The organism is Lichenifustis flavocetrariae, assembly GCF_026130545.1.
GTDB lineage: Bacteria > Pseudomonadota > Alphaproteobacteria > Rhizobiales > Beijerinckiaceae > Lichenihabitans > Lichenihabitans flavocetrariae.
In genome coordinates, this window is the sequence record NZ_JAMOIM010000008.1 from 40,829 (window position 1) to 55,679 (window position 14,851).

Annotated in this window: 12 protein-coding genes; 10 read left to right on the forward strand and 2 right to left on the reverse strand. The window is 63.1% G+C overall.

The features are described 5' to 3' along the window. Positions 1-105 precede the first annotated feature (105 nt). The gene (locus M8523_RS13465) at positions 106-1,443 is read left to right on the forward strand and encodes an 8-oxoguanine deaminase (protein WP_282585394.1); all 1,338 of its coding nucleotides are present in this window, start codon (positions 106-108) and stop codon (positions 1,441-1,443) included. Positions 1,444-1,468: 25 nt separating this feature from the next. Here M8523_RS13465 and M8523_RS13470 read toward each other — a convergent pair whose 3' ends face one another. Next, positions 1,469-2,431, reverse strand: a complete 963-nt coding sequence (locus M8523_RS13470) for a quinone oxidoreductase family protein (RefSeq protein WP_282585395.1) — start codon at positions 2,429-2,431, stop codon at positions 1,469-1,471. Positions 2,432-2,491: 60 nt separating this feature from the next. On the opposite strand from M8523_RS13470, the gene M8523_RS13475 reads away from it, so the two are divergent. The 6 genes from M8523_RS13475 (at position 2,492) to M8523_RS13500 (ending at position 9,516) form a co-directional block, all read left to right on the forward strand. Continuing rightward, the gene (locus M8523_RS13475) at positions 2,492-2,980 is read left to right on the forward strand and encodes a MarR family winged helix-turn-helix transcriptional regulator (RefSeq protein ID WP_282585396.1); all 489 of its coding nucleotides are present in this window, start codon (positions 2,492-2,494) and stop codon (positions 2,978-2,980) included. Positions 2,981-3,158: 178 nt separating this feature from the next. Continuing rightward, complete coding sequence (guaD, locus tag M8523_RS13480) at positions 3,159-4,505, forward strand: guanine deaminase (protein WP_282585397.1); 1,347 nt, start codon at positions 3,159-3,161, stop codon at positions 4,503-4,505. Positions 4,506-4,657: 152 nt separating this feature from the next. Next, positions 4,658-6,262, forward strand: coding sequence for an ABC transporter ATP-binding protein (locus M8523_RS13485; protein WP_428350488.1), 1,605 nt, complete (start codon positions 4,658-4,660; stop codon positions 6,260-6,262). Further along, the gene (locus M8523_RS13490) at positions 6,252-7,355 is read left to right on the forward strand and encodes an ABC transporter permease (protein ID WP_282585398.1); all 1,104 of its coding nucleotides are present in this window, start codon (positions 6,252-6,254) and stop codon (positions 7,353-7,355) included. Before M8523_RS13485 ends, M8523_RS13490 begins: the two co-directional genes overlap by 11 nt. 63 nt (positions 7,356-7,418) lie before the next feature. Beyond that, positions 7,419-8,342, forward strand: coding sequence for an ABC transporter permease (locus M8523_RS13495; protein WP_282585586.1), 924 nt, complete (start codon positions 7,419-7,421; stop codon positions 8,340-8,342). Between the two features lie 97 nt (positions 8,343-8,439). After that, positions 8,440-9,516: a BMP family ABC transporter substrate-binding protein gene (locus M8523_RS13500; protein WP_282585399.1), complete on the forward strand. Its 1,077-nt coding sequence runs from the start codon at positions 8,440-8,442 to the stop codon at positions 9,514-9,516. 95 nt (positions 9,517-9,611) lie between these two features. On the opposite strand, the gene M8523_RS13505 is transcribed toward M8523_RS13500, so the two are convergent. After that, entirely contained in the window at positions 9,612-10,865 is a 1,254-nt protein-coding gene (locus tag M8523_RS13505) for an O-antigen ligase family protein (RefSeq protein WP_282585400.1), read from the reverse strand. Between the two features lie 314 nt (positions 10,866-11,179). Between M8523_RS13505 and ku the strand changes: the two genes are divergently transcribed. The 3 genes from ku (at position 11,180) to M8523_RS13520 (ending at position 14,751) form a co-directional block, all read left to right on the forward strand. Beyond that, positions 11,180-11,983, forward strand: a complete 804-nt coding sequence (gene ku / locus M8523_RS13510) for a non-homologous end joining protein Ku (RefSeq protein WP_282585401.1) — start codon at positions 11,180-11,182, stop codon at positions 11,981-11,983. A 159-nt stretch (positions 11,984-12,142) separates the two neighbouring features. Beyond that, entirely contained in the window at positions 12,143-13,363 is a 1,221-nt protein-coding gene (locus M8523_RS13515; RefSeq protein ID WP_282585402.1) for an aminotransferase class I/II-fold pyridoxal phosphate-dependent enzyme, read from the forward strand. Further along, a complete protein-coding gene (locus M8523_RS13520; RefSeq protein WP_282585403.1) occupies positions 13,360-14,751 on the forward strand; it encodes a hypothetical protein in 1,392 nt (463 codons plus the stop codon). The genes M8523_RS13515 and M8523_RS13520 overlap by 4 nt, the downstream gene beginning before the upstream one ends. Positions 14,752-14,851: the final 100 nt, after the last annotated feature.

The following is a 14,851-nucleotide window of genomic DNA, read 5'->3' on the forward strand; positions in this document are numbered from 1 at the left end:
CGTTTGTCCAATGTGTGAACAAAAGCTCAAACGCTTGTGTGTCTTGACGGGATGTGGTCGCCACGCCCAATTTCGACCGACTGCAACGAAAGGGCAACAGCAACCATGCGGCTTTGGCTTAAATCGCCGATGGCGATTCTTGCAAGCGGGGCCGATGGGGGCTTGGTGGTGGACCAGGGCCGGATCGCCGAACTCGTGCCCAGGGGTGGTGCGCCCGCATCACCCGTCGACGAAACACTCGATCTGTCCCGTCATGTGGTGTTGCCAGGGCTGATCAATACCCATCATCACATGTATCAGACCCTGACCCGGGCGAACCCCGCTGCGATCAACCGTGAGTTGTTCGACTGGCTGAAGGCGCTCTATCCGATCTGGGCACGGGTCGTCACACCCGAGAGTTTTCGCCTGTCGACGCGGCTTGCCTTGACGGAACTCATGATGTCCGGCTGCACGACGGCGGCCGACCACCAATATCTGTTTCCCACGGGACTCGAGAACGCGCTCGACATTCAGGCCGAGGAGGCGACGGCGCTCGGCATCCGCATGACCCTGATGCGCGGCTCGATGAACCTGTCGGTCAAGGACGGCGGCCTGCCGCCCGACAGTGTCGTGCAGGACGAGGATATGATCCTGAGCGACTGCGAACGCGTGATCGGTCGCTATCACGACCTCAGTGACGGCGCGATGCTGCAGGTGGCGTTGGCGCCTTGCTCGCCTTTCTCGGTCACCAAATCCCTCATGCAGGCCTCGGCCGATCTGGCCACCCGCTGCAATTGCCGGCTGCACACCCATCTCGCCGAAGCCCTCGACGAGGACGACTATTGCGTGTCGCGGTTCGGCTGCCGGCCGGTCGATTACCTGGAAGAGGTCGGCTGGATGTCGGACCGCGCTTGGCTGGCTCATGGGGTTCACTTCCAGCCGGACGAGATCACGCGGCTCGGCCGGGCAGGGGTCGGGGTCTGCCACTGCCCCACGTCCAACATGCTGCTCGCCTCCGGCTCCTGCCGGACCCGCGACCTGGAGCAGGCCGGGGCCCCGCTCGGCCTCGGTGTCGATGGGTCGTCCTCGAATGACGGCTCCAATCTGATGGAAGAAGTCCGCCACGCGCTTCTCCTCAATCGTCTCACCTATGGCACGAATGTCACCGACCGGGACGTGCTGCGCTGGGCCACGGAAGGGTCCGCCCGATGTCTCGGCCGTGCAGATATTGGCGCGATCGCGGTTGGCAAACAGGCGGATCTGGCCTGCTTCACGCTGGATGATCTGCGCTTCTCGGGCGCCGGCGACCCGATCGCCGCGCTGGTACTCTGCGGTGCGAGCCGGGCGGATCGCGTGATGGTTGCAGGCACATGGAAGGTCGTCGACGGCATGCCGGTTGGAGTAGACGTCGAGCGGCTCCGGTGGGAGCATGGAGAAGCGGCGCGGCGGTTGATCGCGGACTAAAGGATCTGGGTGGTCCCGCCAAACCTTACGAAGGATGCACGCCCATGGTGAACACGGTTCTCCGCATGCTGTCGTCGTTGCGCCAAGCGTGCTCTACCTCAGAGAGGGGAACGGGCGTGAACGCGACCTGAAAGGCGCGCGGCACCGTGGCTTCCAGGACCCCGGCAGCGGCTTTCAGAAGACGATCGAGGGGAATACTTCCGATGCCGCTGCCCATTAATTCGATCGCCGATGACCGCAACGCGGCGCTCGGCAACACGATGTTCGGCCCACTCGACGCGCCGATCTGCACAAAGCGAATGGGCACGGCATCGGCACCGGCTTTGGCTCCCGCGATCAGCAGGCTCTCGGCGCTCTGACCCCACAGATAGTCGATGACGACATCGACGCCGGCGGCAAATTGCTCTTCGAGCCGTTCTTCCAAGTCGCCCGCGACGAGCGAGATCGTCACATCGGCACCAAGAGCCGAGACGGCCCGCAGAGCATCGGCATTTCGGCCGGTCGCAATGACCTTCTTGGCCCCGAGATGCTCGGCGATCTGCACGGCAAGGCGGCCAGAGGTGCCCGTGGCACCGTTGATCAGCACGGTTTCGCCGGCTTTCAACTTCGCGCGTTCGGTCAAGGCAGCCCACGAGGACATGCCGGGATTGGCGATCGCGGCGGCGGTGAGGTCGTCGATGTCGTCGGGAAGCGCAATGCAGTGAGCTGAAGACGCGACCACCCGTTCCGCCATGCTGCCATACGGCGGTTGTGGAAGGACAAAATAGACTCGTTTGCCGTCATCAAGTCGTCCAACCCCGTCGATACCGGCGATGAAGGGGAACCGGGCTGAAGAACTATAATGCGTGCCGAGGGCACGGCTTTTCGCGAGGTGGCTCATCGCGGCGGCCGTGACAGTGACGCGGTTCTGGCCGGCGGACAGCGGGGGCTCCGGAAAGTCCCCGAAGACGGGTGTGTGGCCGGCGTCCCGAACGATGGCAGCTTTCATGACGATTTCGCTTCTGCTGGTAATATATGCGTGTAAAATGCACATAAATGGAGGAGGCGAATGACGTCAATAGATAATGTGCATAATACACATATTGGTGGCCAGTTACGGGTGCTGCATGGGGCTGTTCTCGATATCGTGGCCACGATCAATCGGCCTCAGCGCGACGAGACATTGATCAGGGAGGCCGGCATCCCCCTCGACCGGGCACTGTTTCCGCTGCTTGTCGGCATCGAAAGGTTCGGGCCGGTTGGCGTTGTGGAGATGGCCGATCGGGTGGGACGCGACTACACCACGGTCAGCCGTCAGTTTGCGAAGCTCGAAGGCCTCGGCTTGGTCACCCGCCAGGAAAGTGCCGCCGACCGGCGCGTGCGAGAGGCCGCCATTACGCCGAAGGGCAAGACGATGACGGATCGCGTCGATGCCGCGCGCGAGCGACTTGGGCGCGCGATTTTCGAGACTTGGGACGCGGACGAGATCGACGAACTCGTTCGTCTGATGCGAAAATTCGCGGATGCCGTAAAGGACGAGGCACCTGTCCGCGGCTAGACCAGGATGTTCCAACCGCAATCGAGTGCTTGAGGAACAAGGCGCTTGGAATATGCAAAAGTCTGATTCAAAGCGGCTTTGATCACGGCTCGCGTGTCCGACCGTCCAACACGGCCCTTGCGATCCACCGCCCGGATCTGTGAAACAAGAAGCTGACCAACGGGGAAGCATCGGCTGAATGAGCGTCACAGCACTGCGAGGCGCGGCGATCACGTTTCGCGACGATCCGTTCCAGGCCTCCCCGGGCGATTGCCTGGTGCATGAGCCCGATGCGCTTATCCTGATCGAGGATGGTCGGATCACGGCGTTCGGGCCTTATGCCGACCTTCGGGAGAGCCTCCCCGAGGGCACTCTCGTCACGGAGTACAAGGACGCCATCATTTCCGCCGGATTTGTGGATACGCACGTCCATTATCCGCAACTGCCCATGATCGGCGCTTACGGCGAGCAACTGCTCGAATGGCTCGAAAAATACGTCTTTCCGGTCGAAGCCAAGTTCGCAGATCCGGAACACGCCGCGCAGGTAGCCGCTGTGTTCCTGCGAGAATTGCTGCGGGCCGGGACCACGACGGCTGCGGTCTATTGCACCGTTCATCCGCAATCCGTGGAGGCGTTCTTCACGGAATCGGCGCGATTCGACACCCGCATGGTGGCCGGCAAGGTCTTGATGGACCGGCATGCCCCCGAGGTCCTGCGGGATACGGCGCAGCAAGGCTACGACGAAAGCGCGGCGCTCATCGCGCGTTGGCACGGACGAGGCCGTCAGCATTATTGTGTGACACCGCGCTTTGCTCCCACCAGCACTGAAGCGCAACTGGAGGCCGCCGGCGCTCTGTTGAAGACGGCTCACAACCTTTTCATGCAGACCCACATTGCCGAGAACCGCGCCGAATGCGCCTGGGTCGAGGCCTTGTTTCCCGAGCGGTCCAACTATCTTGACGTCTATGCCCATGCGGGCCTGATCGGACACCGCTCGGTCCTGGGACACGGGATCCATCTCGCGGAACAGGATTTCTGTACCTGTCATGCGACTGGCGCGGCCCTCGCTCATTGCCCGACCTCAAACCTGTTTCTCGGCAGCGGCCTGTTCCGACTGTTCGACGCTATGGACCCGCGGCGCCCGGTGCGGGTCGGGCTCGGCACGGATGTGGGCGCCGGCACCAGCTTGAGCCAGCTCGCCTCCCTGAACGAGGCCTACAAGGTTGCCCAGCTCACAGGCCGGAGGCTGAGCGCGCTGCAATCCTTCTGGCTGGCGACGCTCGGCGGGGCACGAGCGCTCTATCTCGATGATCGTATCGGGCGCATCGCACCTGACTACGAAGCCGATCTCTGCGTGCTTGACCTCAAGGCCACCCCCCTGATGCGGTTCCGGATGCCTTTTTGTGAAAGCCTCGAGGACCAATTGTTCGTGCTCATGACCCTCGGCGACGATCGGGTCGTTCGGGCCACTTACGCGGCCGGACACAAAGTGTACGATCGGGACCAAGGATGCTTCATCTATGCCGGACGGCATGACCCTTGCTGAGCGGTCGCAAACCATGGAGAGTTCATCAAAGCTGAGATCGGCCGCTTCTCCAACGGACATGCGCCGGTACGCCAGTTGCACTGGCGGCTCGACATGAGGGTTGTTTGGATCATCCGCTTGGACCGATCCGAGCGCCGATCGAGAAAAGTCGCGTGGAGGGGAATCTGTCGCAAACGACGTTGACGGCAGGGCACACGGCCGGAACGGATGAACGGCTCGACCTGCGCGGGATCACCAAACGGTTTCCCGGGGTGGTCGCCAATGCCGATGTCAGCCTCGCGATCCGCCCGGGCGAGATCCATGCGCTTCTCGGCGAGAACGGCGCCGGCAAATCGACCCTGGTCAAGATCATCTACGGCATCTTGCAGCCCGACGAGGGCGAGGTCCGCTGGAACGGCACACCGATGATCATCCCCAATCCCCATGCTGCGCGTGCGCTGGGGATCGGCATGGTGTTCCAGCACTTCTCGCTGTTCGAGGCCATGACGGTGCTCGAAAATGTGGCGATCGGTCTCGATTCTCCGGAAAAGCCCAGCAAGCTCGCCGAACGCATCCGCGGCGTCAGCGCCGCCTATGGTCTGCCTCTCGATCCGCTGCGGGACGTCCATACGCTCTCGGTCGGTGAGCGTCAGCGCATCGAAATCGTGCGGTGCCTGCTGCTTGAACCGAAGCTGTTGATCATGGACGAGCCGACATCCGTGCTGACTCCGCAGGAAGTCGGCAGGCTGTTCGAAACCTTGCGCAAGCTGGCCGCCGAGGGCTGCTCGATTCTCTACATCAGCCACAAGCTTGCCGAGATCAAAGCCCTATGCGACCGGGCCACGATTCTGCGCGGCGGCCGGGTGGTGGGCGGATGCGACCCGAAGGTCGAGACGGCGAGCAGCATGGCGTCGCTGATGCTGGGCGCTCAGATCAAACCGCTCGCGCGCCGCGCCACGACGGCCCTCGGTCCATCGCGGCTGGTCGTCGGCGGTCTCGATCTGCCGGCCGATACGCCGCATGGCATTGGCCTGCGCGGGATCTCGCTCGACGTCAGGGCAGGGGAGATCCTCGGGATTGCGGGTGTTGCGGGCAACGGCCAGAACGAGCTGTTCCTGGCTCTCAGCGGCGAACGGACGGTGGAAACGCCCGGGACCATCATGATCGACAACACCCGGGTCGGGCACCTAGGGGCCGAGCGTCGGCGTGCGCTGGGCCTATGTGCTGTGCCGGAGGAGCGCAACGGCCACGCGGCCGTCCCGGAATTCTCGCTCGTCGACAATGCCGTGCTGAGCGGCCATCGTCGCGAAAAGCTCCTGGCGGGCGGCCTGATCAGGGCTGGTCGCGCTTTGGATTTCGCAACCCGCATCATCAAGAGTTTCGACGTCCGCACGCCGGGGCCGGGGGCCGCGGCGTCGAGCCTGTCGGGCGGCAATCTGCAGAAATTCATCGTCGGGCGGGAAATCCTGCAAAAGCCCGGTGTGCTGGTCGTTTCGCAGCCCACCTGGGGCGTCGATGCCGGTGCCGCCAGCGCAATCCACGCGGCTCTTCTGTCACTCACGAGCGAAGGATCGGCCATCGTCGTCATCAGCCAGGATCTCGACGAACTGCTCGCCATCAGCGATCGCATCGCGGTGATCAATGTCGGCGTGTTGTCGGCCGCGAGGCCGACCGCCAGCGTCTCGTTGGAAGAACTCGGGTTGCTGATGGGCGGGATGCACGAAGCCGACGTGGCGAAGGCCGCGTCGCCCGAGCGGGAGATGGCGGATGCGCCTTAAAGTTGAGCCTCGTCGACAGGTCTCCAAGCCGTTGCAATATGCGACGCCTCCGCTTTCTGTCCTCGGAACGGTCGTCGCGGCATTCGTCCTTTTCGCCATCATGGGCTACGATCCGCTGCGCGCGCTGTATGACCTCTTCGTCGCGCCGCTGGGCAACGTACAGGGGCTCTCCGAGCTGGCCCTCAAAGCCTCACCGCTGGTGATGATTGGTGTCGGACTCGCGGCTGGCTTCCGGGCCAACGTCTGGAATATCGGGGCCGAAGGACAATTGATGATGGGCGCGATCGCGGGCGGCGGCGTCGCCCTGGCGTTCTATGGCCGGGAGGGTTGGTGGATTCTGCCACTGATGTCCCTCGCGGCGGTCGCGGGCGGCATGGCCTGGGCGGCCGTTCCGGCCTTTCTCAAGACACGGTTCGGCGTGAGTGAGATCCTGGTCAGCCTCATGCTCACCTATGTGGCCGAGCAATTCCTCAGCTACCTGGTGCTGGGTCCCTGGAAGGATCCGGAAGGAATGAATTTTCCGCAATCGCGCATGTTCTCGGACTCGGCCCTCCTGCCGGTGCTGTTCGACGGCACGCGCGTCCATGCCGGGGTTCTGGTGTCCCTCCTCGTCGTCGTAGTGGCATGGGTCGTCATGTCCCGCTCGATCCTCGGGTTTGAGATACGGACAGTCGGATTAGCGCCCGCGGCTGCCCGCTATGCCGGCTTCAGCCAGACGCGGGTCGTGTGGCTGACGCTGCTGGCCACCGGCGGCTTGGCCGGGCTGGCAGGCCTGTTCGAAGTGGCGGGTCCCATCGGCCAACTCATCCCCAAGATCACGCCCGGATATGGGTTCACGGCCATCATCGTGGCCTTCCTGGGACGCCTGCACCCGTTGGGCATTCTGCTGGCCGGGCTCGTCATGGCTCTGTCCTACATCGGAGCCGATCAGGCTCAGGTCGACATGGGCCTTCCCAATGCGGCGACGGGTCTCGTGCAGGCCATGTTGCTGTTCTTTCTTTTGGCGTCGGATTTCCTGGTGCGTTACCGGGTGCGGCTGGTTCGGCCTGCCGCAACGTCCGAGCCTGCGCCGGCCCAGAAGGCTACGGCGTAACCTGGAGACTTTCCTTCTCCCGCGTGAGCGGGGAAGGGCCTATCGAGCCGAGGTTCCATGAATTTGTCGATCCTGGTTCCGCTTCTCGTCTCCGTGATCACAGCGGCCACGCCGCTGCTCCTCGCGGCCACGGGCGAACTCGTGGTGGAACGCGCAGGCGTATTGAACCTCGGCGTCGAGGGCATGATGCTGGTCGGTGCGATCTGCGCCTTCGCGGCCATGTTCATCACCGGCAGCCCGATCCTGGCCATGCTCGCCGGAGCTGCCGCGGGTGCGGTCTTGTCGGCGCTCTTCGGCGTGCTGGTCTTGACGCTCGCCAGCAACCAAGTGGCGACGGGGCTCGCACTGACATTGTTCGGCCTCGGACTCAGCGCGCTCATGGGCGCGAATTTCGTCGGCCACCCGATCGTCCCTTTGGCCAAGCTCGCCATCCCCGGCTTGTCGAGTTTGCCAGTCATCGGCCCGCTCCTGTTCAGCCACGACGCGCTCGTCTATCTCTCGGTATTGATGACCGGTGCCGTCGGCTGGTTTCTCAACCACACCCGTGGCGGCCTCATCCTGCGCGGCGTCGGCGAATCGGACACGTCGGCCCATTCCATCGGCCATGATGTGATCCGCATCCGCTACTATGCCGTGCTGTTCGGCGGCGCCATGGCGGGCCTGGGCGGTGCGTATCTATCACTGGCCTACACGCCCATGTGGGTGGAAGGCATGACGGCCGGTCGGGGTTGGATCGCGCTCGCGCTCGTGGTCTTCGCGGCCTGGCGTCCGTGGCGCGTGCTGGCAGGGGCCTATCTGTTCGGGGGCGTTACGGTGCTGCAGCTCTACGCGCAAGGCAGCGGTTTCGTGCTCGTGCCCACGCAGTTTCTAACGATGCTGCCTTATCTCGCCACCATCGTGGTGCTGACCCTGATGTCCTCGGGTTCTGTGCGGAGCCGCCTCGCGGCGCCGGCCTGCCTTGGCAAGCCGTTCCGGCCTGTTTCTTAGGCAGCAATGCCAAAAAACTGCGCTTGGCCAAGCCTCGGCATCATGCTTTGACGAGGGAAGATGGGCGTCGCCTCGGACCCCTGGAGAAGGAAGCGATATGACTATTCTGATCCCTCGCCGGACGTTTCTGGTGGGTTCCGCGACGGCCGCAGCAGCGATGACGGTCGGCCAGGAGGCCCGTGCGGCAGGACCCGTCAAGGCCGCATGGGTCTATGTCGGACCGGTTGGCGACTTCGGATGGTCCTATCAGCACGATCTCGGGCGCAAGGCCGTGGAAGCCGCTTTGGGCGACAAAGTGAAGACGTCCTTCGTCGAGAAGGTTGCCGAAGGTCCCGATTCCGAGCGTGTCATCCGCCAACTGGCCGGCGTCAACGACATCGTTTTCACGACGTCGTTCGGCTTCATGAACCCGACCGAACGGGTCGCGAAGCAGTTTCCGAAAGTCAAGTTCGAGCAGGCCACCGGCTACAAGACGGGGGCGAATTTCGCGGAATACAATGCACGGTTCTACCAGGGCCGCACGGTGGCGGGCACGCTGGCCGGCCTTCTCTCCAAGAAGGGCGTCGCGGGCTACGTCGGCTCCGTGCCGATTCCCGAGGTGGTGATGGGCATCAACGCCTTCACGATCGCGGCCCGCAAGATCAATCCGAACTTCCAGACCAAGGTCATCTGGGTCAATGCCTGGTTCGATCCCGGCAAGGAAGCTGATGCGGCGAAATCGCTGATCGATCAAGGCGCCGACTTTATCAACCAGCACACCGACAGCCCGGCCGTCGTACAGACCGCGGAGGCGCGTGGCGTGATGGCGGTGGGCGAAGCCTCCAACATGCAGAACTTCGGCCCGAAGGCACAGGTTACGTCCAACATGGACGATTGGGGCCCCTACTATATCGAGCGGATCAAGGCCGTCATCGACGGAACCTGGAAATCCCAGAGTGTTTGGCTCGGCATGAAGGAGGGCGCGGTCGCCATGGCGCCCTATGGGCCTGCCGTGACGCCGGAAGCCGCGGCCGCGGCCGACAAGGTGAAAGCGGCCATCATTGCTGGCACGCTCGACCCGTTCGCGGGCCCGATCAAGAACCAGAAGGGCGAACTCAAAGTGGCGGCAGGTCAAACCATCGCAGACGCCGACCTGCAGAAGATGGATTGGTACGTCGAAGGCGTACAGGCCTGACCGAGGACTTCGATTAACAACGTGCCGGTCGGCCCGTAGAAGGTCTGACCGGTGCTTGGTTTCCACCCAAGTTGTGGGGAGGGCGGACGCCGGTGTTACGCTGGCCGAGGCGTCGGATTTGCCGCTTCGCCACTCCGATCCTCGCGACCGAGAACCGTGCAGATGACCCAGGTGACCGCGATCGTCGCGAGCCACCATGGATCCCAGGCCTGTACCCCCACAAGCCCCATCATGGTCGCGCTGGCGAGAAAGGCCAGCCGCGGGGCCCGGTCCCGCGGCGACAGGCCCCGCAGGCTCGCGAACAGGTGAGCGATCATCGCCAAAACCGCAACGGCCCCCACCGCGCCGAAGTCGATCCACACCTGTAGCAGTTGATTGTGAGGGTGAATGCCCTGGATGACCTCTTCTCCGGGTCGTCCGGCAGGAGTGCCGGCCGCGTCGGCGACGCGGAAGCTCGCGTCGAATCCATGCCCGAGCCACGGACGCTCTTGGACCCGCTGTTCGAAGGCCGTCCAGATCGCGACACGTTGCTTCGCATGCTGCTCTTCGAGCAGCATTTCGACGCGCGGCGGCAGCAGATGCGTCATGAATGTCCCTGTCCAGGGCGCGATGAGCAGGGCGACCGTCATGATCGCGGCATAGCCCCACAGCGTCACGCGCGGTGCATAGAAGCTCAGGGCGTAGACCGCACCCCCGAGAAGAATCGCGACGATCGAAGCCGAAGAGTGAGACACGATCGCGCCGACCTCGGCAAAGACCACGAGGCTTCCGGCGCGGTAGAATTGCCTGTCTCGATGACATAAGGCAAAAGCTGGCCAAAGCAGAAGCAGAGGTGGAATGGAGCTGCGCTTCAGGTCGAACGGGAGGGCACGCACTCTCACAAGTTGATGCAGTGGCATCCTTGTCGCGGCTTCGAACGCAATCAGCGACCCGGCGAGGACAATCCCCAAAACCAACAGCTTCAGGTCGGAACGGCGCGCCACTATTGGCCATGCGGCGGCAGCGGCCCACCCGAAGACGACCTCGGGCAACATCTCGCGCAATCCCCGCGCCGTCATCGGCACCGAGATGGTCCACGTGAACGAAAGGACCGCCAAGAGCAAAAAGATTGTCAGCAAAGCTCCCGACTTGGTCCAGAGCACGTTGCGGTAACGTTGAAGCAGCTCAACGCGGCGACCTGCCACGATCGCGGAGATATTTGCGAGCAGCGCCCCGACGCCGAGCGGCACCGGCGCCGATTTGTTCGACACGACCATCACCACCGGAAGCAAGACACAGAACGTGACCGCCGCCGCTAGGCCGAAAGCTCTCGACCAGTCGATGCGCGTGGGCGCGATCTCGGGCTGCATGGCGCCGTCCCGAGGCAGTCGTGCCTCTCGATCCTGACTGGGATGGGGCTTAGGCATCGGTGGCAGGCGAAGGGACTTCACGAGAATTGACCAAGTGCGAGCATCTTGGAGTGTGGTTCAAACACCCAGGTCTGCTCTGACATGTTCGTAGCATATGCCTTCGGAATGTGTGACTGCACGGGCCACGTCGCCTTACGGGACGTCCCTAGCATGCCGTCCGTCGAATGCAATCATGCGCGCGAAAATGCTGCCGGGCGGATGGGAACTGATCCACATGGTTCGCATTGGCCTCGTGCCGCTGCGCAGGACTTCACATGGCTTCACGTTCGTTTTGGAAAGGCTATCTCAAGCTTTCGCTCGTGACCTGTGCGGTGACGATGGCCCCCGCGACGACAGAGAGCGAACGCGTTCGCTTTCACACCCTCAATCGAAAGACGGGTCACCGCGTCGAAAGCCGCTATGTGGACGCCATCACGGGGCGCCCTGTAGACCCCGAAGACGAAGCGCGGGGCTACCAGCGTGGCGAGGGCGACTACGTGGTGATCGAGGATGAAGATCTTGCGGCGGTCGCCCTGGACAGCGCCCGGACGATCGACATCCAGACCTTCGTGCCAAAAAATTCCATCGGTTGGGTCTGGTACGATACGCCGCATTATCTGGCCCCGGCCGACCAAGTCGGAGAGGAGGCCTTTTCGGTGATCCGCGAGGCGATGACGGCGAGCGGGACGGTCGGGATCGCCCGGCTTGTGCTCTACCGGCGGGAGCGTGCCGTGCTGCTTGATCCGCGCGATCGAGGCATCGTGCTCTGGACGCTCAGATTCGGCGACGAAGTTCGCGAGGGCCCAAAGCCGGTCAAATCGCGTGAGGAGGACGGCAAGACCCTGGCGATGGTCAAGCGCTTGATCGATACGCGCACCAAACCTTGGGACCCCGCGATGCTGACCGACCCCGTTCAGGGAAATCTACAGGACCTTATCGCGGCCAAAGAAAAAGCGGGACGTCCCGCTGCCAAGCGGAAGAAGGGAGAGGCCCCGGCTGCCACCAACGTCATCGATATCATGGACGCTTTGCGAAAAAGCGTAGCGGCGGAAACCGGCAAGAAAAAAACGCGCCCTTGACGTCCTCAATCGCCTAAGCCCAATTCAATTCCACTTGAATTTAATTCTCTCTAAAATTGTAAAAATTTCGTTAACAACCTTGCATTGCACGTTCAAAGCGAATTACGCTCTCTAAATACTTGAGAGTCGTTATTCTGAGTTGAGCAAGGGTGTATTGCCATGCATGCCGCCATACCGGTCGCAACATCGCAGGTTCAGGCCCCTCCCAAACTCGCTGCTCCTTTGTTCCCGCTCACCCGCCCAAACGCGCCCCGGCTGAGCGCCTATGTGGATGATTTGGCGGCGATCGAAGACTCCTGCTGGTTGTCGAACTATGGGCCGGTCAACGACCGACTTGAGCATCGCCTGGTCGAAAAGCTTTTCGCCGGTGTCGGCGAATGCCTGACGGTTTGCAATGCGACGATCGGGCTGATGATCGGGCTCAAGCTTGCCTCGGAGCGCAGCCGTAAGGGCCCTTATGTGCTGATGCCCTCCTTCACATTCGCGGCAGCGGCGCATGCAGTTCTCTGGGCCGGGCTCAAGCCGCTTCTCGTCGACATTGAGCCGGAGAGCTGGACTGCGGATCGTGCTCAGGAAGAGCGGCTTCTCGCGGCCCATGGCGATGAAATCGCGGCGATCATGCCCTATGCGACCTTCGGGACCTGCCTCGATCTGGATCGCTACGATCGGCTTTCGGACCGCTACGACGTGCCGGTCGTGATCGACGCGGCCGCCTCGCTCGGCAGTGTCGATGCACGCGGAATGGGTTTTGGCACCGGGTCGCGACACACGATCATCTATTCGATGCATGCGACGAAAGCGTTCGGGGTGGGCGAAGCCGGTCTTGTTTACAGCTCCGACGCCGAGACAATCGCGCTGCTCCGCCGGATGGGTAATTTCGGGTTCGGGGCAGACCGGTCGGCGACGCTGCCTGGGCTGAACAGCAAGGTCAGCGAGGTCGCGGCCTTGTCGGCTCTGGTAAAACTTGCTGATTTTGAAGCGCAGATCGCGCACCGCACGGCTCTGGCCGAAACGTACCTCCAGGAGCTGCCCGGTTGGACAGCGCAGCGCACCGAAGGGCGGCGGATTGCTTATCAGTTCATGCCGATGTTGCTGCCGGCGGATCTGATCTCGGCGCGTGATCGCATTCGCACGGCTTTGTCCTCAGCCGGCGTCGGGACGGGTCAATATTTTACCCCGCATATCTTTGAGCAGCCCTACTTCCGAACGCGCTGTGCGGCGGAACCGCTTCCCGTCACCGAAGCTCTTTGCGCGCGCATCATGTCTCTTCCGATATCGGACTTCATGACAGCCGATGACGTCGCGACCGTGTGTCAGATCGTGCGAGGCATTTGCGCCGAGATCCTCGGAGCCGATGCCGTCCAGGGTTTTCGAGCGTGACCGGTAAGCAGGCTCATTTTCGAACGATCATTGTTGGAAGCGGCCCCGCTGGGCTTGCGCCGCTCGTGTCGGCCTCGCGGGACGGCCGCCTCGACAAGTTGCTTGCGGGCGGTCTTGCGATCATCGAGTCGACAGATGCAATCGGCGCGGGCCGCCTTGGCCGTTACGCCATCACCTCCGACAGCACGGCCGAGACATTTCTGACGGCCGTCACGGGACATGCCGACAAGCGCCTCGAGCGCTTGCTTTCGACGCAACTCTGTCTCGACCTTGCCAAAGCGGGCCGAGGCGCCGTGCCTTTGGCACAGGCCGCAGCGCTGATGTCCGAGATCGGTACCGTCCTGGCTGAAGCCATTCTCGATACAGGCGGCAGCGTGTTGACGCGGCATGAAGCTCTCCAGGCGCGACAAGGTCGGGATGGCGCTTGGACGGTCACACTTCGCCAGCTCGACAGCGGTCTGGAATATGACATCACGGCTGACACGCTCCTGCTCGCGACCGGCGGAGAGCAAAGCCTTGAGCGTTTGCGCAGCGAGAAGGTTGCGGGTCTGCCCCTATGGCCAACCTACGAACAGACACTTCTCCTCTCCGACGATGCCTTGCAACCGTCCGGTCTGGCGCTCATCCGACACAGGCTCGCACAATCTCCGCGACCCCAGGTGGCGATCGCGGGAGGCAGTACGAGCGCGCTTGCGGCTGCGGGACTCCTGCTGCGAGCCTGCCCGGAGGCGACGAGCACCCCCGGCAGCATCACCATATTGCACCGGCGTCCCTTACGGGTCTTCTATCCGTCAGCGGATGCGGCCCTGGCCGACGGCTACACGGATTTCGGACCGGAGGACGTCTGTTCGCTCAGCGGCTTCGTGTTCCGTCTGGCTGGACTTCGCCTGGACTCCCGCGATCTTTTGATGGGCATTCTTGGCCTCGGTGGACGGCCGCCGGAGCAGCGTGTCGTTCTGCATCGGCTGGATCACAGCACGTCTGCAGAGAGCCATCGTGTGTTGGCTTCCGCAGATGTCGTCATCGCGGCCCTGGGATACCGACCCCGTGCGCTGGCTCTTTATGATGCCGATGGCGACGATATCCTGCTGCGGGGTCGCCTCGGCAAAGAGCCTCTCGTGGACGATCGGTGTCGGATCTGTAACGCGGAGGGCCATCCGATCGCTAATCTATTCGGCATCGGGCTTGCGGCCGGCTTCAGGCCGCACGGTCCGCTTGGAGGCGAGCCGAGCTTCGTAGGGCAAGCCAACGGACTTTGGCTGTGGCAGACGGCGGTGGGGTCGATAATCGTCGATTCCCTGTTAGCCGCCTCCCTGCCTGAGCGAGCTCCGCTTGGGCTGGTGGTGTCATCTCTCAGCATGAGCCGCTCAGGCCAGCTAGCCGGTTGACGCCTCGGCCATCGGCCGAGGTTGTGGTATCCCCCAGAACCGAAGCGATTCCAGGCGATCATTGCACCTATGCGACGCGGCCTGGGGTTACATCCATGAT

Bases quoted from the DNA above. Each gene is read 5' to 3' on its own strand.
- M8523_RS13465 (WP_282585394.1), top strand. From the start codon at position 106: ATGCGGCTTTGGCTTAAATCGCCGATGGCGATTCTTGCAAGCGGGGCC.
- M8523_RS13470 (WP_282585395.1), bottom strand. From the start codon at position 2,431: ATGAAAGCTGCCATCGTTCGGGACGCCGGCCACACACCCGTCTTCGGG.
- M8523_RS13475 (WP_282585396.1), top strand. From the start codon at position 2,492: ATGACGTCAATAGATAATGTGCATAATACACATATTGGTGGCCAGTTA.
- guaD (WP_282585397.1), top strand. From the start codon at position 3,159: ATGAGCGTCACAGCACTGCGAGGCGCGGCGATCACGTTTCGCGACGAT.
- M8523_RS13490 (WP_282585398.1), top strand. From the start codon at position 6,252: ATGCGCCTTAAAGTTGAGCCTCGTCGACAGGTCTCCAAGCCGTTGCAA.
- M8523_RS13500 (WP_282585399.1), top strand. From the start codon at position 8,440: ATGACTATTCTGATCCCTCGCCGGACGTTTCTGGTGGGTTCCGCGACG.
- M8523_RS13505 (WP_282585400.1), bottom strand. From the start codon at position 10,865: ATGCAGCCCGAGATCGCGCCCACGCGCATCGACTGGTCGAGAGCTTTC.
- ku (WP_282585401.1), top strand. From the start codon at position 11,180: ATGGCTTCACGTTCGTTTTGGAAAGGCTATCTCAAGCTTTCGCTCGTG.
- M8523_RS13515 (WP_282585402.1), top strand. From the start codon at position 12,143: ATGCATGCCGCCATACCGGTCGCAACATCGCAGGTTCAGGCCCCTCCC.